The organism is Microbacterium sp. SLBN-146 (assembly GCF_006715145.1).
In the GTDB taxonomy this organism is placed as follows: Bacteria; Actinomycetota; Actinomycetes; order Actinomycetales; family Microbacteriaceae; genus Microbacterium.
The window spans coordinates 2225187-2244263 of sequence record NZ_VFMR01000001.1 but is presented as its reverse complement, the minus strand read 5'-3'; the positions used below and the strand labels follow the sequence as shown (position 1 = coordinate 2244263).

The 19077-nt window shown below is 67.7% G+C and carries 20 protein-coding genes; 3 read left to right on the top strand and 17 right to left on the bottom strand.

The annotated features are described in order from the left end of the window. Positions 1-181 precede the first annotated feature (181 nt). Positions 182-1657: an HNH endonuclease signature motif containing protein gene (locus FBY39_RS09730; RefSeq protein WP_141932116.1), complete on the bottom strand. Its 1476-nt coding sequence runs from the start codon at positions 1655-1657 to the stop codon at positions 182-184. Between the two features lie 347 nt (positions 1658-2004). Between FBY39_RS09730 and FBY39_RS09725 the strand changes: the two genes are divergently transcribed. Then, positions 2005-2376 (top strand): DUF2834 domain-containing protein, encoded by a 372-nt coding sequence (locus FBY39_RS09725; RefSeq protein ID WP_260837591.1) that lies wholly within the window; start codon positions 2005-2007, stop codon positions 2374-2376. Continuing rightward, positions 2373-2867 (top strand): metallophosphoesterase, encoded by a 495-nt coding sequence (locus FBY39_RS09720; protein ID WP_141932115.1) that lies wholly within the window; start codon positions 2373-2375, stop codon positions 2865-2867. The genes FBY39_RS09725 and FBY39_RS09720 overlap by 4 nt, the downstream gene beginning before the upstream one ends. A 46-nt stretch (positions 2868-2913) precedes the next feature. Here FBY39_RS09720 and FBY39_RS09715 read toward each other — a convergent pair whose 3' ends face one another. From FBY39_RS09715 to FBY39_RS09680, 8 genes are all read right to left on the bottom strand, one after another. Beyond that, the gene (locus tag FBY39_RS09715; RefSeq protein ID WP_222115684.1) at positions 2914-3786 is read right to left on the bottom strand and encodes a hypothetical protein; all 873 of its coding nucleotides are present in this window, start codon (positions 3784-3786) and stop codon (positions 2914-2916) included. A 155-nt stretch (positions 3787-3941) separates the two neighbouring features. Beyond that, positions 3942-4826 carry a ribokinase gene (locus tag FBY39_RS09710; protein ID WP_160133083.1) on the bottom strand — a complete coding sequence of 295 codons (885 nt, stop codon included), beginning with the start codon at positions 4824-4826 and terminating at the stop codon, positions 3942-3944. A 13-nt stretch (positions 4827-4839) separates the two neighbouring features. Continuing rightward, positions 4840-5586 carry a glutamine amidotransferase gene (locus FBY39_RS09705; RefSeq protein WP_141932112.1) on the bottom strand — a complete coding sequence of 249 codons (747 nt, stop codon included), beginning with the start codon at positions 5584-5586 and terminating at the stop codon, positions 4840-4842. A gap of 10 nt (positions 5587-5596) precedes the next feature. After that, a complete protein-coding gene (locus FBY39_RS09700) occupies positions 5597-6421 on the bottom strand; it encodes an N-acyl homoserine lactonase family protein (RefSeq protein WP_141932111.1) in 825 nt (274 codons plus the stop codon). Between the two features lie 57 nt (positions 6422-6478). Beyond that, entirely contained in the window at positions 6479-7594 is a 1116-nt protein-coding gene (locus FBY39_RS09695) for an ABC transporter substrate-binding protein (protein ID WP_141932110.1), read from the bottom strand. 96 nt (positions 7595-7690) lie between these two features. Continuing rightward, positions 7691-8524, bottom strand: a complete 834-nt coding sequence (locus FBY39_RS09690) for an ABC transporter permease (protein ID WP_141932109.1) — start codon at positions 8522-8524, stop codon at positions 7691-7693. Continuing rightward, positions 8511-9281: an ABC transporter ATP-binding protein gene (locus FBY39_RS09685; protein ID WP_141932108.1), complete on the bottom strand. Its 771-nt coding sequence runs from the start codon at positions 9279-9281 to the stop codon at positions 8511-8513. Before FBY39_RS09685 ends, FBY39_RS09690 begins: the two co-directional genes overlap by 14 nt. A gap of 1 nt (position 9282) precedes the next feature. Beyond that, positions 9283-10311 (bottom strand): LacI family DNA-binding transcriptional regulator, encoded by a 1029-nt coding sequence (locus tag FBY39_RS09680; RefSeq protein ID WP_160133081.1) that lies wholly within the window; start codon positions 10309-10311, stop codon positions 9283-9285. 161 nt (positions 10312-10472) lie between these two features. On the opposite strand from FBY39_RS09680, the gene FBY39_RS09675 reads away from it, so the two are divergent. Continuing rightward, positions 10473-10922, top strand: coding sequence for a GNAT family N-acetyltransferase (locus tag FBY39_RS09675; RefSeq protein WP_141932106.1), 450 nt, complete (start codon positions 10473-10475; stop codon positions 10920-10922). 18 nt (positions 10923-10940) lie between these two features. Here the strand turns inward: FBY39_RS09675 and FBY39_RS09670 are convergent, their stop codons facing one another. The 8 genes from FBY39_RS09670 to FBY39_RS09635 all read right to left on the bottom strand — a co-directional run bounded on the left by FBY39_RS09670 (position 10941) and on the right by FBY39_RS09635 (position 19033). Next, the gene (locus FBY39_RS09670) at positions 10941-11951 is read right to left on the bottom strand and encodes an endonuclease/exonuclease/phosphatase family protein (protein WP_160133079.1); all 1011 of its coding nucleotides are present in this window, start codon (positions 11949-11951) and stop codon (positions 10941-10943) included. A 60-nt stretch (positions 11952-12011) separates the two neighbouring features. Next, positions 12012-12338 carry a hypothetical protein gene (locus tag FBY39_RS09665; RefSeq protein ID WP_141932104.1) on the bottom strand — a complete coding sequence of 109 codons (327 nt, stop codon included), beginning with the start codon at positions 12336-12338 and terminating at the stop codon, positions 12012-12014. A gap of 104 nt (positions 12339-12442) precedes the next feature. Further along, on the bottom strand, positions 12443-13048 hold the full coding sequence (locus FBY39_RS09660) for a putative glycolipid-binding domain-containing protein (protein ID WP_141932103.1): 606 nt from the start codon (positions 13046-13048) through the stop codon (positions 12443-12445). 114 nt (positions 13049-13162) lie between these two features. Beyond that, positions 13163-13894, bottom strand: coding sequence for a 5-oxoprolinase subunit PxpA (locus FBY39_RS09655; protein WP_141932102.1), 732 nt, complete (start codon positions 13892-13894; stop codon positions 13163-13165). Beyond that, complete coding sequence (locus FBY39_RS09650; protein ID WP_141932101.1) at positions 13891-15387, bottom strand: amidase; 1497 nt, start codon at positions 15385-15387, stop codon at positions 13891-13893. Before FBY39_RS09650 ends, FBY39_RS09655 begins: the two co-directional genes overlap by 4 nt. A gap of 62 nt (positions 15388-15449) precedes the next feature. Next, complete coding sequence (locus tag FBY39_RS09645; protein ID WP_160133077.1) at positions 15450-16427, bottom strand: ABC transporter permease; 978 nt, start codon at positions 16425-16427, stop codon at positions 15450-15452. After that, entirely contained in the window at positions 16424-17941 is a 1518-nt protein-coding gene (locus FBY39_RS09640) for a sugar ABC transporter ATP-binding protein (RefSeq protein WP_141932099.1), read from the bottom strand. Before FBY39_RS09640 ends, FBY39_RS09645 begins: the two co-directional genes overlap by 4 nt. A gap of 3 nt (positions 17942-17944) precedes the next feature. Next, positions 17945-19033: a sugar ABC transporter substrate-binding protein gene (locus FBY39_RS09635; RefSeq protein WP_160133075.1), complete on the bottom strand. Its 1089-nt coding sequence runs from the start codon at positions 19031-19033 to the stop codon at positions 17945-17947. Positions 19034-19077: the final 44 nt, after the last annotated feature.

Genomic DNA, 19077 nt, shown 5'->3' with positions numbered 1-19077 from the left:
CGCGGCGACACCCTCCGATTCGACTCGTGAGCTTTTCGATTCGATTCGTGGAGCTTTGGTCGGCAGCAGGTGTGCGACTTCGCGAGGGAGACCTGGAGCGGCGATGTCGAGTTCTTCAGTGTTGAGGCCGTGCCCGCTGACACGGCGACACCTCGAAGAGGCACTTCCGGAGGGCGGAGTGTCAGAACGGTGCGCGGATAGGGGGTGACGTGTCCGGTGGCGGATCGTCGGTGCCGGATGGGTCGCCGGTGTCGACCGGGTCGCCGGTGGGTGGGTCGTCGGTGGCTGGGTCGTCGGTGGGTCGGAAGTGCACCCCGAGTGAGGGTGGGTGGTCGAGGGTGTGGTGTCCGAGGGGGGAGGTCCACTGGAGTACCCCGCCGGGGAGTTGTGTGACTTTCCAGGCGGTGAACTGTTTCATGCTGTGGTGTCGTTGACACAGGTGCGCGAGGTTCTCGACCCGTGTGGGCCCTCCGTGGGCGGCGTCGATGGTGTGGTCCACTTCGCAGCGGATGGCGGGGAGTCGGCATCCGGGGAACCGGCAGTGCTGATCCCGGGCGCGGAGGTACCGGTCGATCGCCGCGGTCCGCTGGTACGTGTCGACGTGCAGCACCGCCCCCGTGACGGGGTGGGTGAGGATCCGCTCCAGGGGGGACCGGGTGGACCCGGCGAGTTGCCGGGCGGTGGCGGGGTCGATGGGGGCGTGCCCGACGAGATCCGCCGGCGCGTCATCACGGCCGAGGAGGGTGAGGACCGGCACGACGACCTGCACTTTCGCACGGATGGCGCCGAGGGCTCCGGGTCCGTCGTCGGTGCGGGTGGGGTCGGCGCCGGGTTGGGTGGTGAGGAGCATGTCGGTGAGCAGATCCGCCCGCAACTGGTCCATCGTGCGCGTGTCCGATCCGATCACCTCAAGCCGCGACACTGCTTCGGAGTCCTCCCCACCGTCCGTTCCGCCGCCACCGGGCGCCTGATTCGCAGCGCGCGCGTCGGCGGCAGCCTGTCCCCGCACATCCACAATGCTCCGCGCTTGTTGGGTGAGCCGGTCGTAGATCGCATCCGCCAACAGTGACGGGACCGTCGCGCACAGGTCGGACATCCCATCCCCGACCGGGATCACACGCACCGAACGCGTCTCGCACGCCTCGACGTGCCGCTCGGCCAGCGTGCGAGGGTGCAGCCGTTCAGCCAGCAACCGCAGCTCGCCCTGCACCCGGCCGGGGGTCTGTCCCTCGCATCGCCGCAGCGCCTCGTGTTCGAACCCGGCACGTGCCTCCGGCGGCAACGGTGCTCCCGCGTCGACGATCGCTCGCACGTGCCCGCGGGTGATCTCCCCGGCCTCCCATGCGTCCACTGTCTGCGGGTACTCTTCGACGAGGTTCAGCGCATCCCCGATCTGCCGTTGCACCGACCGGTCGGCGAGTCTCATCACCCCGGCGACTTCAGCGGCGATGCCCCGTAACGCCATGTCGTGATCACGCACGTTCCGGCGGCTGCGTACCGCCTGGGTGCGAGCGAGGTCCCCGGCCCGGGCGAGCGCCCGGATTTGCGCGGCCTGCGCGGCGGCGATGACCGCCTGCGTCTTCTGCACCTCGGCAACAACGTCGGCGAGGATCGCCGCGTCACCGTCGGTGAAGACCACCAGCCGCTTCGAATGCATGTTCCAAGGTTAGTGACCCCCACCGACACCCACCCGAAACTATCCACACCCCAACTTCACCTGTCACAAACGGCGACACCGCGGCATCCCACCCCACCATTCACGACGAATGAACGAGCCCGCGACCCCGGCGACGGAGCAGAGTCGCCCCCCGCACACCCCTGGCGGCTCACTTGTCGCAAAAGGCGCCCCCGCCGCATCCCACCCCACCATTCAAGACAAGTGAACGGAACCGCCACGCGCACCGGCCAGCCACCTCACCTGTCACAAACGGCGACTTCGCGGCATACCACCCCACCATTCACGACAAACGAACGAAATCGCGACCCAGGGGTAGCATCCGAACTATGACGATGGATGCGAAGCAGACCGGCTGGAACGCCCGCGCGATCACCTACCTCGTCCTGGCGATCGTCGGGCTCGTCGGCACATTCGTGTTCAACGCGTGGACGGTCGTCGCAGGGCGGAACTTCTTCGGCGATCTCGTCGGCAGCGGACCTGTCGTGTCGTCGCTCAGCGTGGACCTCCTGATCGTCGCGATCGCCGGGGCCGTCTTCATCATCGTCGAGGCACGGCGGCTCGGAATGAAGCGCGCGTGGCTCTACATCGTGCTGTCGCTCGTGACCGCCTTCGCGTTCACCTTCCCGCTCTTCCTCGCGATGCGCGAGCGCAAGCTGCCGGCCCTGTCGAGCGAACGCCCGGATACGGTCGAAGGATGACGACGCGGATGCTGCTCCTCGCCGACACGCATCTGCCGAAGCGCGCGAAGGTGCTGCCCGATGCCGTGCTGAAGGCCGCGGATGACGCGGATCTCATCGTCCACGCGGGCGACTGGGTCGAGGCCGACGTGCTCGATCTGCTCCTGGAGCACGGTGACGTGCTCGGAGTCTGGGGGAACAACGACGGATCCGACCTGCGGGCGCGACTTCCCGAGATCGCGCGGCGGCACATCGAGGGTCTCGACCTCGCGGTCATCCACGAGACCGGGGATGCCAAGACGCGCGAACGGCGGATGGATGTCGAATTCACCGACGTCGACGTTCTCGTCTTCGGGCACAGCCACATCCCGTGGGACACGACGACTCCCCGAGGACTGCGGCTTCTCAACCCCGGATCGCCGACCGATCGCCGACGGCAGCCGCACTGCACCTTCATGACGGCCGTCGTCGATGGCGACGAGATCCGCGATGTGAACCTCGTCGCGATCTGACTCCTTCCGAGGGCGGGGCACGAGAAGCTCATCGCGACTCGACGGCTCAGGTCGCTTTCACCCGTTCCAGGCGATCAAGGAGCTGTATGGCACGATCGCGAGCTTCCGAGACCTCTGCACGCTCGGACGCGAGCGGAGCGACGTAGGCCTGCGCCTCACGATCTTCGATCTTGGCCAGCTCCTCCTCTGCATCTGCGACTCGCTCGGCGGCCGTCACATAGCGATCGTTGAAGTTGACACTGGCACCTGCGACCTCTTCCTGAGCTTCTTCATCCTCGTCAAAGCCAGGCTCTGCCATGCGCGCATTGAGCGCAATCCCCTGTCGTCGAAGAAAGTCAACCTCGCCTCTGAATTGCTCGAGTCGCTTGACGGCGTGCCAGTATTGTCCCTCCTCGCGCCGCCAGGGAGTATCAAGTGCGCGGTAGTCCAGTTCCGCGAGATGAGCATCGAGGAGTGCGACCTCTGCGCGCGTGGCCGCGATCCTCTGCTCATTGGTCAGTTCAATCGCGATCGACGGCGGGGCGGTGCGGCCCGGTTTCGATACTGCCGAGCCGACATCGTCGCGCTCCGTAGGGTTCTGCGGAGCCGGGCCGAGACGGCTGCGGTCGGTGGAACTGGCTGGGTTTGTGCGCGAGATCGCACCCTCGATCTTGGCTCGAAGTCCGCGTCGAGTCGTGAGCACCGGCACGGGGATGTGAGACCACGGGATCTTGCGGAGCAAGCGAGGAAACCAGCCCCAAACGGCCCTTCGCCATGTCCGGCGCACAAACGTGGTGATCACGAGAAGAAGAACCAGAATCGAAGCGCCGACGACGAGATGCCACCACCAGGGCAGGTCATACTCAGTCACTGCGGCGCTTACGCTGTTCGTAATGAACGGGCTGATCAGCGCGGCAACGAGCAGTTCGACGATGAGCACCGTCCACGTAGTCGCGTGCGTCTCATTCGCTACCATCCGCACAGATTATCGTTGAGAGCGGCTCTGAGTTTGCCCGGGAATCGACCAACCGCGTCGTCGACGGCGGCGAGATCCGCGATGTGAACCTCGTCGCGATCTGACTCCTTCCGAGGGCGTCAGCGCCGTGCGCGCGGAGTGCTGACGATCCGCGATGCCTCCTCGACGGCAGCGCGAGCCGCCTGTACGAGCTCATCGCCGAGCGCGAGGCGAGCCCCGAGCGTCCCGGCGAACGCGTCACCCGCGCCCGAGCTGTCCGCCACCTCGTCGACGACCGGCGCGGGAATCTCGACGATCTGCTCGCGGACCCCTACGACCGCACCGTCAGCCCCCGCGGTCACGACGACCGAGCGGCATCGCGATGCCAGTATCTGCGCGAGACCGGTGGGCGCTGCATCCGTTCCGGCGATCTCGCTCGCTTCGCCGACATTGACGATGAGCGGATCGGCGGCCGCGAGGACGGCGGGCTCGATGTCGCGCATCGGACTCGGGTTGACGACGAGCCGCGCATCGGCGGATGCCACCCAGTCCGCAGCTGCCGCGACGGCATCCGCGGGGATCTCGAACTGCACCAGCACGACAGTCGGCGATGTCTCGTCGAGCTTCGCGCGCACGTCGGCCGCGGTGACGCCCGCGTTGGCGAGCGCGGCGACGACGATCGTGTTCTCGCCGTCGGGAAGAAGAGTGATGAGCGCGCGCCCCGTCGCCTGATCGGATGCCACGACGGAATCGACATCGACGTCGTGCCGGCGCGCGAAGTCGAGGAGCGTGCGCCCGGCATCATCTCGTCCGACGGCACCAATGAGCGCGGTCGATGCGATGCGCGCCGCAGCGACCGCCTGATTGAGGCCCTTGCCGCCCGGGTCTTCTCCGAACGCCTCGGCGAGTACCGTCTCCCCCGGCTTCGGCTCGCGGGCGACGCGCGCGATCAGATCGAGATTGAGCGACCCGACGACCGCGACCCTGGGGGCACGGCCGTGGCCGGGATTCGGGCTCCCGGCCACGGCGCGTTCTCCATCATTCACCGGCGACCCAGGATGCCAGTGCGCGCCAGAGCGGCGCGTATCCCGCCCACTCCATGAACGGGGGTGGAGCCCAGTGGGGCGACATGTCGGACGTGAAGACGCCCGTACGCCCCGCACCGACCTGGCGAACGGCGACGAGCGGATCGCCGTTCACTTCGGCCAGCAGTTCCGCATCCGCGCGCGGGCGGGTGCGGTTGTATCCCAGGAGAGCGGGCCATTCCGAGCCCACTCCCCCGAGAGCCTCGTGATCCGGCGCGAGGACCGAGATGGTGGTCCCCTCCGGATGCTCGGACCGGTCGTCGACCTCGAGCACGTCGACCGGAAGGATGTCGCCGATCTCGCTGCGCGCATACGCCGCTTTCGCGTCGATGCCCGAGAACGAGAGGTATCCGCCGACCATCAGCAGACCTCCCCCGTTCTCGACGTAGGCGCGGATCCGTGCGAGCTTGTTCGGCTCGGAGGCGCTGCGAGTGAACACGGCGCGACTCAGGAGGAACGTGTTCGCTCCCACGTCGCTGATGACGACGAGGTCGAACGCGGCGAGTTCATCATCGCTCTGCGGGAACTGCGTCTCGATGGCGTGCGCGGGAATGTGCGTGACGGACCAACCGTCGCCGGCGAGCGCCTCACCGAACTCTCGTCCACCCTCGACGTACTCCGTCGTGGTGAAGCTGTCGAATCCCTTCTGGTGGATCATGTGGGTCGTCCACGACTCGCCGAGCAGGAGTGCCTTCTTCATGTGGTGCCTTTCAGCCGATCGTGCCGCTGGGGTGTTCCTCGAGGAACTGCCAGTCGTGTTCCGGGATGATGATGTCCGCCTCGCGATGCAGGCGGTCGTATCCCGCCATGAGGTCGGGCAGGTCCCAGAACGAGCCCATGGGCCAGTTGAGCTCGAGATTCTTGTAGTTGTACATGACGTCGCTCGTCAGGCAGACGGTGCCGACGTCGGTCGTGACCATGACGACCATGCAGCCGGGGGTGTGGCCCCCGATCTTCACGAGTCGCACGGCCGGGTCGATCTGCAGGTCTCCGTCGATCACTTGGAGGCGGTCGCGGACCGCCTCGACCTTGTAGGAGTACTCCGGGTAATAGAACATGCAGAAGTGAGGTGGATGGGTCGCCTGCGGCAGTTCGTCCGCCTGCACGATGAACGTCGCGTGGGGGAAGAGTTCGTTGTTCCCCACGTGGTCGAAGTGCAGGTGCGTGAGCACGACGATGTCGACGTCTTCCGGCTTCACGCCGTGGCGAGCGAGGCCCGCGACGAGGTCCTGATCGTCAGACCGCGACGCGACGAAGTCGACGCCGTACCGGCTCTGCATCTCCGAGACCTCATCGATGTCTCCGAGTCCCGTGTCGATGAGGATGATCTTGCCCGCCCCTTCGATGAGCCACACGGGCACCGGCACCATCACCCCCTCGTGGACGGATCCGTCGCGCCGCACGATGTCGTCGCGGAAGCCGAACGGCAACCGGTCCTCGTGAGGAACGTCGGGGTGCGCACCCGAGTTGAGCAGCGAGACGGGGAGCGAGCTCTCCAGCTCGCCTGTGACGATGTGGTGGATCTTGACGCCCATCACACTCTCCTTCCTGTGGTTCGGGAGCCGGTCTGTGGTTCAGCAGCCGGCCGTGGTTCAATAGCCGGTCTGGTCGGCGCCGTACTCGGCGACATACGCGTCCCACACCTGCTGCATGAGGAAGTGCTCGTCGGCAGGCACTTCGGCGGGGATGTCTCCCGAGCCGAAGAGGTAGGCGTTGTCGCTGTCCCACGTGGTCTTCCAGTAGGCGACGCCGTCATCGGCGAGGATCATGTCGCTCGCAGCCTGTGCGTTGGGCGCGTAGAGTTCGATGTTCTGCCAGTAGTCCATGAAGCCGTCGACCGTGAGTCCCGCCGCCGTCTCCTCGTTCAGGCGATCGGTGATCGTCTGGCCGCAGGCTTCGGTCTCGGCGTCGCAGTAGCGGATGATGCGATGCATGACGTCGATGAACGACAGGAGCGCCTCTTCGTTCTCGTCGACGAAGGTGCGGGTCGTGACGGCGCCGTTGATGGGCGGCGCGGCCAGGTCGGGGCCGGAGAGCCCGATGACCATGCCCTCCTCGAGAGCTTTGGCGCGCTGCGGCACGCCGCCGAGGTAGGCGTCGCCGGTGCCCGTGAGGAAGGCCGCGAGACCGGCATCCGGATCCATGTCGACGAACGTCACGTCGTCTTCGCTCATCCCGACGGAGGCGAGGGCGTCGTTGATCTGCTTGCCCATGTCGGTCGACAGGGTCGTCACGATCGTCTTGCCTGCCAGCGACTCGATGACCTCTGTGCGGGCTTCGTCACGGTCGGATGCCGTGGCCTCGAGCTCGTCGATCGTCGCGATGTCGCCGTCGGGCCGCACCATGAGGGCGGAGCCTTCCGTGAAGGGGTTCCAGCCGTACGCGTAGACGACCTCGGGGTCGGCGTTGGCGACCGAGACGACGCCCGTCGTGTTGTTCACGACGATGTCGACGTCACCCGAGATCAGCGTCGGCATCGCGGCGTTCCATGCGAGCGAGCGAAGTTCGACGTCGAGACCCGCTTCTTCGAACCAGCCCTCTTCCTGTCCGATGATCGGGAGATACGTGTCTTGGAACGGCGAGATGCCGACGGTGAGCTTCGTGAGCCCGCCTTCGGACTCGCCGGACGTGCCGCCGCCTGCGCAGCCGGCGAGCGCCGTGATGAGGGCGACCGCCGGGATGGCGACCGCGAGCCGTGTCTTGTTCATGTCTCTTCCTTCCAGTCGTTCCGCTCCTGGGGCGGATCTGCAGTGTCGGGTGGTGCTGGAGTGGGTCTGAGGGGGTTTCGGCGTGGTTCAGGGACGTCAGCGCTGCGCTGACCAGCGGGTGATGTATCTGCTGAGGCGCGAGATGCCGAGATCGAGGAGGACGGCCATGATCGCGATCACGACCGTGCCGAGGAGCACGACGGGAGTGTTCAGCGTGCGGCTCGCCTGCATGATGAGGCGACCGATTCCGACGTCGGCTCCTTGGAACTCGGCGGCGACGATGACAGCGAAGGCGAGCGCGCTGCCGATCCGGAAGCCCGAGAGGATTTCGGGGATGATCGCCGGCAGAACGACCGTGCGATACACCTGGTTGCGCTTGGCGCCCAGCGACTCGGCGGCCTGGATGTAGACGGGCGGAACGTTGCCGCACGCGACCGTCGTGTTGACGACCATCACCATGAAGCACGCGAGAGCACCGAGGAAGATCTTCCCGTCGTCTCCGATGCCGAACCAGAGGATCACGAACGGGATGAGCGCGACAGGCGGGACGGGGCGGACGGCTTCGACGATCGGATTGATGACGTAGAAGAACCAGCGACTGCGGGCCATGAAGAGTCCGACGACGACGCCGAGGATCGACCCTCCGACCCATGAGACGACGACGCGAAGGAGCGTCGCTGCGGCATCGCTCACGAGTTGGGTATTGAGCGTGACCGCCGCGGTCCACAGCGACTCGGGGCTCGGGAAGTACAGGGGACGGATGAAGCCGGTGCCCGTCGTCAGCACCCACCAGAGCACGAGCACGACGGCGACGGACAGGACGCTCAGCAGCGGACCGACGTTGCGGCGCGGGCGTGCGCCGAAGGCGGGTGAGTCCTCGGGCGCCGGGATGCCGCCGGTTGCGGCGGTGGGGACGTCAAGCTGCGTCATCGTGGACCTCCCGGAGGGTGTTCGCGATCTGATTGCGGAGGGACTGGAATTCGGTGGTGGCGCGCAGCGCGAGATCGCGATCGGCGCCGAAGGGGATGTCGAGGATGCTGTGCACCCGGGCCGGTCGCGGGGTCATGACGACGACGCGGTCGCCGAGGAAGAGGGCTTCCTCGATGTCGTGGGTGACGAAGACGCTCGTCTTGGGCTCGGCGGCGATGACACCCGCGAGTGCGAGCCACATCGCCTCCTTCGTGAAGAGGTCGAGCGCGCCGAACGGTTCATCCAGGAGCAGGACTCCCGGGCCGCTCGCGTACGCGCGGGCGAGGTCGACGCGCTTGCGCATTCCGCCGGAGAGCTCCTTGGGGTACGCCTTCCGGAAGTCGGCGAGACCGACGAGCTCGAGGTAGTGGTCGGTGCGCGACCGACGCTCGGCCGCCGGGACGCCCTGCATCCGCATGCCGTAAGACACGTTGTCGGCGACCGTCAGCCACGGGAAGACCGCATCGGACTGGAAGACGACCGCCCGGTCCGAGCCGGGACCCTTGACGCTGCGACCGTCGACCGTGATCGTGCCGCTTGTCGGGGCGATGAACCCCGCGATCAGGTTGAGCAGTGTCGTCTTGCCGCAACCACTCGGCCCGACGATGCAGACGGTCTCATTCGTGGAGATCTCGAGGGTCGTCTCGTTGAGCGCGACGGTGCGCTTGCGTGCGGTGGCGAACACCTTCGAGACGCGATTGATGACGATGTCGGACATCTCATCGCTCCTTTCCGCGCCGGGCGGGCGCTGACGATTCGCGGACGGTGAGTGTGACGGGAAGGACCGTGCGCTCGGCCGGGCCCGACGGTGCATACGCGGCGTCGTCGAGCTGAGCCACGAGCGCTTCGATGGCGCGGGCACCGAGCTCGGCGACGTTCTGCCGCACCGTCGTGAGACGCGGGCGGGCGAAGCGGCCCGCGGTGATGTCGTCGAAGCCGACGACGGACAGATCGGTGGGGATGGCGACGCCGTGCTGCTCGAGCTCTTCGATGGCACCGAGCGCCATGAGATCGTTCGCGGCGAAGACGGCCGTCACATCGTCGTCGATGAGCGAGCGGATGTGCGGCGCGATCGCCGACCGGCCACCCTCGGCCGTGAAGCTGCCGGTGTACACGGGCGGGGCTTCCTCCCCCGCCACCGTCCACGCTTCGCGGAATCCGTGGACGCGTTGGTCGCTGCTGACGAGGTCGCCCTCTGCGGCCAGGACGACGGCGCGGCGGTGACCGAGGGAGAGCAGATGCTCGGCGAGCATCCGTCCTCCCGTCTCGTTGTCGGAGACGAACGATGGCGCCTCGGAGCCCGGGACCTCTTCATCGACGAGCACGAGGGGGAGGTTGCCGAGGATGTCACCGAGCTCCGAGGTCGTGGGGGGCGATCCTGCCGCGTAGACGAGGCCGTCGACGGCACGCGAGCGGATCATCGTGAGATAGTGCACTTCGCGTGCGTGATCGAATCCCGTCGTGCAGAGGATGACGTTGTAGCCGCGGTCGACGGCCGCCATCTCGACCCCGCGCGTCAGTTCAGCGAAGAACTCGTTGCTGATGTCGGGAACGATGAGGCCGATGATGCGCGTCCGTCCGCTCGCGAGACTCTGGGCCGTGCGGCTGGGCACGTAGCCGAGTTCCTGCATGGCGCGCTCGACGCGATCGCGAACACTCTCGCTCACCTTGCGCTTGCCGCTGAGGGCATGCGAGACCGTCGTCGGGCTCACTCCCGCCCGGGATGCGACGTCTGCGATCGATACCACGGTGCTTCCTTCCAAAGCGCTTTGCCAAACCGCTTTGGTTTACCGTAAACGGGACCACGCCGTTCTGGCAAGAAGGAATTCGAGGCTTTACCAAACGGAAACATCTGCACGGGGACGAGGTCATCCAGCTGGTGTCGGTGGCGCGGGCTATCGTGACGCGCATGTCCGACCTCAGACTCGAACCTCCCTCACCAGACCTGCTGGATGCGCTCGTCGCATTGCCTCCGCGACCCAGCGAACCCGCCAACGTCGCGCCCGTCGTCTACTCGCTCGCCGAGGCCTACGTCACCCCCACCGCGTGGCCGAGAGCCATCCTCGACGGAGAGAACGTCGTCGGGTTCGTCATGGCGAACTTCGACGCCGAGAACGAGATCGCCGCATTCCGCGCCGGCGTGTGGCGCCTCAACATCGACACCGCGGCGCAGGGCCGGGGCGTCGGCCGCTTCGCGGTCATGCAGGTCGCCGACGAGGCCCGCCGCCGCGGCTTCGATGCGATCACCGTGCTGTGGGAACCGGGTGACGACGGCCCCGAGAAGTTCTATCTCACGCTCGGTTTCGTGCCGACGGGCGAGGAGCTCTTCGGCGAGCGCGTGGGCATTCTGCGGCTCTGAGCAAGAGCTCTCCGCGGGTCAGCGGGCGTCGAGCACTGCGACGACGGGACGGTGATCGCTGCCGGCGTCGTCGACCGATGTGATGACCTCGAAGCCGCGCACCTTCCACGCGGAGCCCACGAGCACGTGGTCGATCGGTGCCCCGAGCCACGTGGGCGCCGAGATCGGCCATGTGCCCACCCCTGCCGCACCCGCCTCGAGCCCAGCATCCCGGCACTCACCCACGGTGCCGCCGTCGACGCCGAGGCCGGAGAGGTGGTCGAGGGTCGCGTTCAGGTCGCCCGCGACGATCGTGTCAGGCTCCGTGCACTGATCGGCCACCCACTGAAGTCCCGCACGCCATTGGCCCATCGAGAACGGCAGCGGCGGCATCGGGTGCGCGGCGACGATCGTCGGCCCTTCGCCTCCCACGGGGCGAAGGACAGCGCTCGGCAGGTCGGGAGTGGACCCCGCCGACGCATCGATGCGGTACTCCCCCAGGTCGGCGGAGACCAGCACCGACGTCGGGATCTCGGAGTAGCCCGTCTCACCGTAGGTGGTGTGGGCGTTCATCTTGACGCCTGCCAGCGACAAGAGGCGTGCCACCTCTGCCACGGCGGTCTCGTCCATTTCGGGCAGGCTCACGATGTCGGCATGGGAATCGAGGAGGAACCGGGCGATGCTCTCCGGCGACGCCGCTCCGCCGAGAGTGTTCCAGGCCACGACCGTGAGGTCACCAACGGGCATCGACCCGCCGAGCCCGCGCGCCAGAGCCACACCCCCACTGGTGATCGAGGTGACGGCGAGCACCACCGCGAGTCCGGCCGCAATCCCCCAGCGGCGGCGCAGGAGCGCCGTCGCGCCGAAGGCTGCGGCTCCGATGAGGAGGAGCAACGCGATCGGCATCCGGAATGCGACCAGCTGCGACACCACCAGCGCGGTCTGGACGCCGAAGAGCTGTGGCCAGGCGAGCAGCACCGCAATCGGCGCGCAGATCAGCAGTGTGACGACGAACGGCATCCAGCGACGTTGTCGTTCGGGGTGCTCCACGTGCCCATCATGTCGGCCGATTGCTGAACAGATCATCCACGCCGGCCACGTCGTCGCCGTTCAGGCGAACTGACCGTCGGCGGACTCGATGATCTCTCGCATGAGCTCGATCGAGATCTCTTCGCGCTCACCATCGACCCATTCGTGAATGACGAACGGAACGCCGATCTCTTCGAGGTAGGCGGCGGTCTTCTCGAGCCGGGGAACGACGTCGATGTGTTCGTTGCCGAAGAGTGTCGCGGTGTAGACAGGCTCACCCGAGCGAATGGAGCGGCGTAGCTCGGGGGTCGATCGGCGAGTGATGCGGTAGAGCGACTGCAGCACAACACTTCCGAAGTCGGGGGTTCCGGCGATCGTCAGCGAGAGGGCGTTCTGGGGTGCGGTCACGTGTCCATCCCACCACGCCGGTTCACGAGTTGCGCGATCCGTGCCAGCGCATCACCAGATCGACGCCGACACCCCACGCGGCATTGGATCTGTCAAGCGCCTGATCACGGCGACGGGACACGCCGCGCAAGCTGGGGGTAGTCGATGACGAACCCATCACCGTCGACCGAAATCTCGGCAGCGAAGTCACCGCTGCGGAACCCGATGAGAGCGGGACCCGCATACCGGTAGACCTGGTCGCTGCGGAGGACACGAAGAGACGGGACCTCCACCCACGCCATGACGAGCGTCGTGCAGATGTCGGCATCGGCATCGGCATCGGCATCGAGCAGCCCCAGTCGGCGGATGGGCATCGTGTTGGTCACGGGACACAGTCCGAGGTCGCAGTCGAGCGCACCGCCCAGTGCCGCGTCGTCTTCGATGCCCGCGAGCGGCAGATCGACGTCGCCGTGCGTCTCGACGTGTGCCGTCCACACGCCCTCGTGGGAATGGGCGAGGGCGAGCGCGCGCCACCATCCGTCACCATGCACCGTCACACCGAGCGTGCGTGTGATCCACCCCTCGGTCGCGTCCAGGCTCCACGACAGGGCGTAGTCGTCGGTGATCGAGGTGCCGTGAGCGATCATCCCGTCGTCATCGACGCGTACTCGGGCGCGGTCAACTCGAGCCTCGTCGTCGATCCCCCGCCACGCGAGATCCAGGCGCTTCATGCACCTATCCTCGCCCCGAGCTCCGACACTGCCGACGACCCTCGAAGGAATGGCAGGGGTCGTCGTTCCTTCTCAGGGGACTGAAGAGGAGCAACGACCCCCGTCCGATCCGCGTCACTCCGCCGCGAGCGCGTCGATCTCCTCTCGCACGGCTGTCGCGACCTCGACGGCGTTCGGCAGGTCGGAGTGCACGCACACCGTGTCGACCGTGACGGTGCGGCTCTGGCCGGAGACGGTGCGCAGCAGGCCGGAGCCGACGGCATCCCGTGTCCGCTGTCGAGCGGATGCCACTTCGGTCGGCCGCGCACGCCGCTCGATGACGAGCACACCGTCGTCGTCGTAGTCGAGGTCGACGTAGAGCTCCGAGAAGAACGGCACGCCGACCTCGCGCGCCGCCTCTTCGTGCGCCGTGCCCTGAAGGCCGTAGACGCCGGCGTCGAACTGCGCCGCGACCTCGCAGACCCCCCGCATGATGTCGACGTCGGCCATCGCCATGCCGAAGAGCGCGCCGTGCGGCTTGACGTGATGAAGCGCTGCACCAACGTCGTCGAGGAACGCCACGAGCGCACCGACCTGGTACCGCACGAGGTCGCGCACCTCACCGGCATCCATCGCCATCGCCCGGCGCCCGAAGCCCACGAGGTCGGGGAGGCCCGGGTGAGCTCCGATCGTCACACCCCGCTCGGCGGCCTTCGCGACGACCCGGCGCATCTCGCTCGGGTCGCCGGCGTGCATGCCGCACGCGATGTTGACGGAATCGACGATGTCGAGGAGCGCATCGTCGTTGCCGAAGGAGTGGATGCCGATGGCCTCACCGAGATCAGCGTTGACGGTGACGCGCCTCATGCCTCGACCGTGTCGAGGCGGGGTGCGCGACGTGCGCCGATCGCACCTTCGATCGCGGCCGCGACGCCGAGCAGCGCGCGCTCCGAGTAGGGAGCCGACATCATCTCGAGCCCCACGGGCAGTCCGTGCGCCGTGAACCCGGCCGGGACGGTGATGGCCGGGAAGAGCAGCTGCGACGCGATGACGGTGTTGGTCGGGTACGTGAGGCACGTCCACCGGTCGGCGAAGATGTCGGCGTGGGTCGGGGCCGGGAGCTTCGAGTCGGGGAAGACGATCGCGTCGAGGTCGTGCGCGGCCATGATGCCGAGCACCTGCCGCTGGAACGCCGTCTGCGCGAGCACCCGCTCGAGGTACGCGGGGTCGTCGGTGGGGTCGAGCGGACCCGCAACGATCGCTTCGAGCAGGTCGAGCTTCTCGTGGTACTCCCCCGCTTCGACGATCGCCCGCATCGACTGCACCGGAAGGTCGGGCCGCGCTCCGACGAACGCATCCATGTCCTGCTGCGAGCGCGTCGTGTAGAGCGACGTGAATCCGACCTGCTCGTCGAGCCGGTCGATCTCGATCTCGACGAGGTCGGCTCCGGCGTCGGCGAGGGTTGCGAGGGCCGTCTCGAGAACGGATGCCGCCTGTGCGCCGTCGGGGTCGGTCTCGTCGGGGAAGGCCTGGCGCAGCACACCGAGACGCAACCCCTCGACGGAGCGCGGCGCCGCCGACTCGGCGTAGGTCGCTCCCCCACCGTCCACGACGACGGCACCCGTGAACTCGTCGCGTGCGTCGTATCCGACGAGCACGTCGAGCAGACGCGCGGCATCTTCGACCGTGCGCGTCATGGGGCCTGCTGTGTCCTGCGGGACGACGAGCGACGACATGCCCGCGCGGCTGATGAGCCCCGGGGTGACGCGCACACCGACGAGTCCACAGAAGGACGCGGGAAGCCGGATGGACCCGCCCGTGTCCTCACCGATGCCGACGAGGGCGAGGTTCGCCGCGACGGCCGTCGCCGAACCGCTGCTCGATCCGCCCGGGTCACGCGCGAGGTCGTAGGGGTTCTTGGTCACACCGCTGCGGGACGACGTCGAGAACCACGAGGTCGCGAAGTCGGGAAGCGTCGTCTTGCCGAGGATGATCGCGCCCGCGTCACGGAGCTTCGCGATCGCCGTGGCATCCTGCGCGGGGAGGTATTCCGCAGCGGCGACATTGCCGAAGGACGTCGGCATGTCGGCCGTCTCGATCTGGTCCTTCACGACCACGGGGACGCCGTGGAGCGGACCCGTCAGGTCTCCCGTGCGGGCGAACTCCGCGTCCAGTCGATCGGCCTGATCCCGCGCGTCGGAGGCGATCGTGATGATCGAGTTCAGCGCAGGACCTGCCGCGTCGACCGCGGCGATGCGGTCGAGGTAGGCGTCGACGAGGTCGCGGGCCGTGAACGCGCCCGAGCGGAATCCCTCGTGAGCGGCGGCGATGGTGAGTTCTTCGATCTGAGGTACGGACATGTCGTTCTCCTTTGTGTCGAGTCTGGCGGGTGAGTCTGGGGGTGGATGCTGAAGACCGGCGCCTACGCGGCCGGGCGGATGCGACGCGAGAACCGTACGTTCGCCAGCGCCGCGATGATGATGAGGCCCTTGATGATGTTCTGGTAGTACGGATCGACGTCGAGAAGGTTGAAGCCGTTCTGCAACGTCGCGAGGATGCCGACGCCGACCGCCGTGCGCCAGACGGCTCCCTTGCCGCCGGCGAGCGACGTTCCTCCGACGATCACGACGGTGAGCACGTCGAAGAGGAGATTGGCGCCCATGCTCGCCTGAGCGGAGCTGAGCTGCGACGCGCTGATGCCGCCCGCGAGTCCCGCGCACGCTCCCGACAGCACGTAGGCGAGGCTCACGACACGCGTCGTGTGGATGCCGGAGAGGTGACTGGCTTCGAGGTTGCCGCCCACGGCATAGACGTTCTGGCCATACGCCGTGTAGGCCAGGACGAGTCCGCCGACGACCATCACGAGGATCGCGACCATTCCCGAGTACGGAACACCGAGGAATCGCCCCGATCCGAGGATTCCGAAGTCGGCGAACGCGACGACGAAGGGGCGGTTGGCAGTCACGACGAGCGCGACACCGCCGAGGATGAGCGAGCTGCCGAGTGTCGCGATGAAGGGGTTCACCCGCAGCACGGTCACGATGAATCCGTTGAGGAGGCCCGCGAGAGCGCCCACGGCGACAGCGACGAGGAACGCGATCATCGGGGCCATCGTCTGTCCGAGGCCCGCCGCGACGACTCCCCCCAGCGCGAAGACGGCTGCGACCGACAGGTCGAATCCGCCCGTGATGACGACGTACGTCATGCCGACGCCCATGATCGCGATGGGAGCCCACTGACTCAGGATGTTCATGAGGTTCCCCGGCGCGAGGAACGCGGGCTGCGCGACCGTCACGATGACGACGAGCACGATGAGGGCGAGCACGACGCCGAAGGAACGCACGCGAGTCAGGGCGTCGCGGAGCGGGACGGGTGACGCGGTCTTGGTGGCGACGCTCATGCGGCGGCCTTCCGGTGGGTCTGCGAGAACGAGTGGGTGAGGATGTCGTGCACGTCGCATCCGCCGGGCAGTTCGGCGACGGCGCGACCCTGCGCAAGCACGATGACGCGATCCGAGTAGCGCGCGACCTCTTCGAGTTCGCTGCTCGCCCAGACGATGGCGAGGCCTTCGTCGGCGAGGGAGCGCAGCATCCCGAACACCTGCGCTTTCGCTCCGACATCGATTCCCCGCGTGGGTTCGTCGAGCAGAAGGAGGCGAGGCTCGCGGCTGATCTGGCGCGCGAGGAGGACCTTCTGCTGGTTGCCTCCCGAGAGCGTTCCGACGGAAACCGCCAGCCGATGCTCGGGGAGCGCCGCACGCGTCGCGAAGGGTTTCGCCCAGCGTGCGATGCGGCGTCGCGTGACGCGAATCGCACCGGCAGCACGCGCGAACGCGCCGATCGCGACGTTCCAGCTCGACGCGCGATCGAGCACGAGGCCTTGCGCCTTTCGGTCTTCGGGAGCCAGCACGATGCCGATCCGGGCGGCCGCCCGCGGTGATCGCGGCCAGGCGACGGGGCGGCGATCGATCGACATCGAGCCGGCCTCGAGCGTGCCCGCTCCCGCGAGCGCCGTGAGGAGGCGTGAGCGTCCCGACCCGACGAGTCCCGCGAGACCGACGATCTCGCCGGCGCGCACCGTGAGGTCGGGCAGGTCGACGCCGGGGCCGCGCACGCCGCGCACATCGAGGACGACGGGATGCTCCTGGTCGCGCGGCGCGCGGGGCTCGGGCGGCGAGACGGCACCGACCATCTCCGTCACGAGAGCGTGGTGCGTCCACTCCGCCGCGGGGGCGGTCGCGACCATCCGTCCCGCCCTCATAACGCTCACGGTGTCGCACACGTCGAGGACCGCATCGAGGTCGTGCGAGACGTAGAGCACCGTGACGCCGCGGCTGCGGAGGTCGCGGATGATGCCATGGAGCCGTTCGATGTCGGCAGGACCGAGGGATGCCGTGGGCTCATCCATCACGACGATGCGCCGGTCGCGGGCGAGCGCGCGCATGATCTCGAGGAGCTGCTGCGCGCTCGTCGAGAGCGACCCGGCACGCGCGCCGGGCGCGATGTCGACCCCGAGGCGCTGACCGATCTCGCGGAAGCGAGCGCGAGCGCGGCGGCGGGAGAGGATGACACCGCTCCGCGGCGGATCTCCGAGGAAGACGTTGTCGCACGCCGTGAGCTCGGGGATGATCGTGAGCTCTTGGTAGATCATGGCGATCCCCGCCGCGGAGGCGGCGTGGACATCGGCGGGAACGGCGGCACCGTCGACGAGGACGGTCCCCTCGTCCGGAGTGACAGCACCGGCGATCGTCTTCATGAGAGTCGACTTTCCGGCTCCGTTCTCTCCGACGATCCCGTGGACCTGGCCGGCGGAGACGTCGAGGCTCACGGCGTCGAGCGCGACGACTCCCGGGTATGCCTTGCGCAGGTCTCGCATCGACAGGGCGATGCGCTCTCCGGACGAGGGGACGATCATGGCTCAGTACTCCGGTGTGAAGGTGTCCGCGTTGTCGCTCGTGATGAAGATCGAGCCCGGACCATCGACGACGACGGGTGCGTCGCCGAGGAACGTGAAGCCGGGGGTCGACTCCCCCGTCTCGATCGCGCGCGCGAGCTGCACGAAGCCGTAGGCCGACTCTTCATAGGGAAGGAGCACCGAGGTGCCGCTCCAGGCGCCGTCGACCACCTTCGCGACGCCGTCGGTCGTGCCGCCGACGCTGTAGATGCGCACGTCGGTGCCGGGCGTCTTTCCGCTGGCCGTGATGGCCTGCTCGACGCCGCGCGTCATGTCATCCCACGACGACACGACGATCGAGACGTCGGGGTTCGCTGCAATCGCGTCCTGCACGACAGTGAGCGCCGCAGCGGGATCGAAGTTGCCGGGCTGGTCCGACACGACGGTCACGTTGGGGTATTCCGCGGATGCCGCGGCGATCGCGCTCTCCCAGCGGGTGAAGAGGTCGCTTCCCACGAAGCCGCCGACGGCGACGGCCTCGCATTCGCCTTCGCACGACGCGAAGGCGTTCTTGACGTGTTCCGTGAAGAACGACTCCGTCTGCATCCCGACGAATCCGACGGTGCCCTCGGTGTAGTCGGGGTTGCCGCACATGGGGCTGTTGATGGTCGCGACAGGCTTGCCGGTTTCGAGGAGGACGTCGAGGTCGGAGCATCCCGAGGTCGACGCGACGGGCGAGAACAGGTATCCGTCGAAGCCGCGCTGGACGGCGTCCTGCACCTGCGCGAGCTGTGCGGCGGGGTCGAAGTTGGCGTCGAACACGACGAGCTCGGCGTTCGCTTCAGCGGCCATGTCCTCCGCACCTTGGAGGCGCGTCTGGCAGTAGGCGTTGGCCGCGGCGCACTCGGTCAGGTAGGCGATCGTCGCGCCCTCGAGGTCGGGAAGACCCGCGTCGAGGTACTCGATCGTCGTCGCCATGGCCGAGTCGTCGGCGACGGCGGTCGCGCTGGTGCTCGGCGCACCGGCATCCGTTGCCGGCGTCGGGGCGCTGCAGGCGGAAAGGGCGATGGCGGACAGCAGCAGTGCGGCCGCGGGAAGGAGGGAGCGTTTCATGTCGAGCCTCTCGGGTTGATTGTCTAACATTCAACGTTCGAATT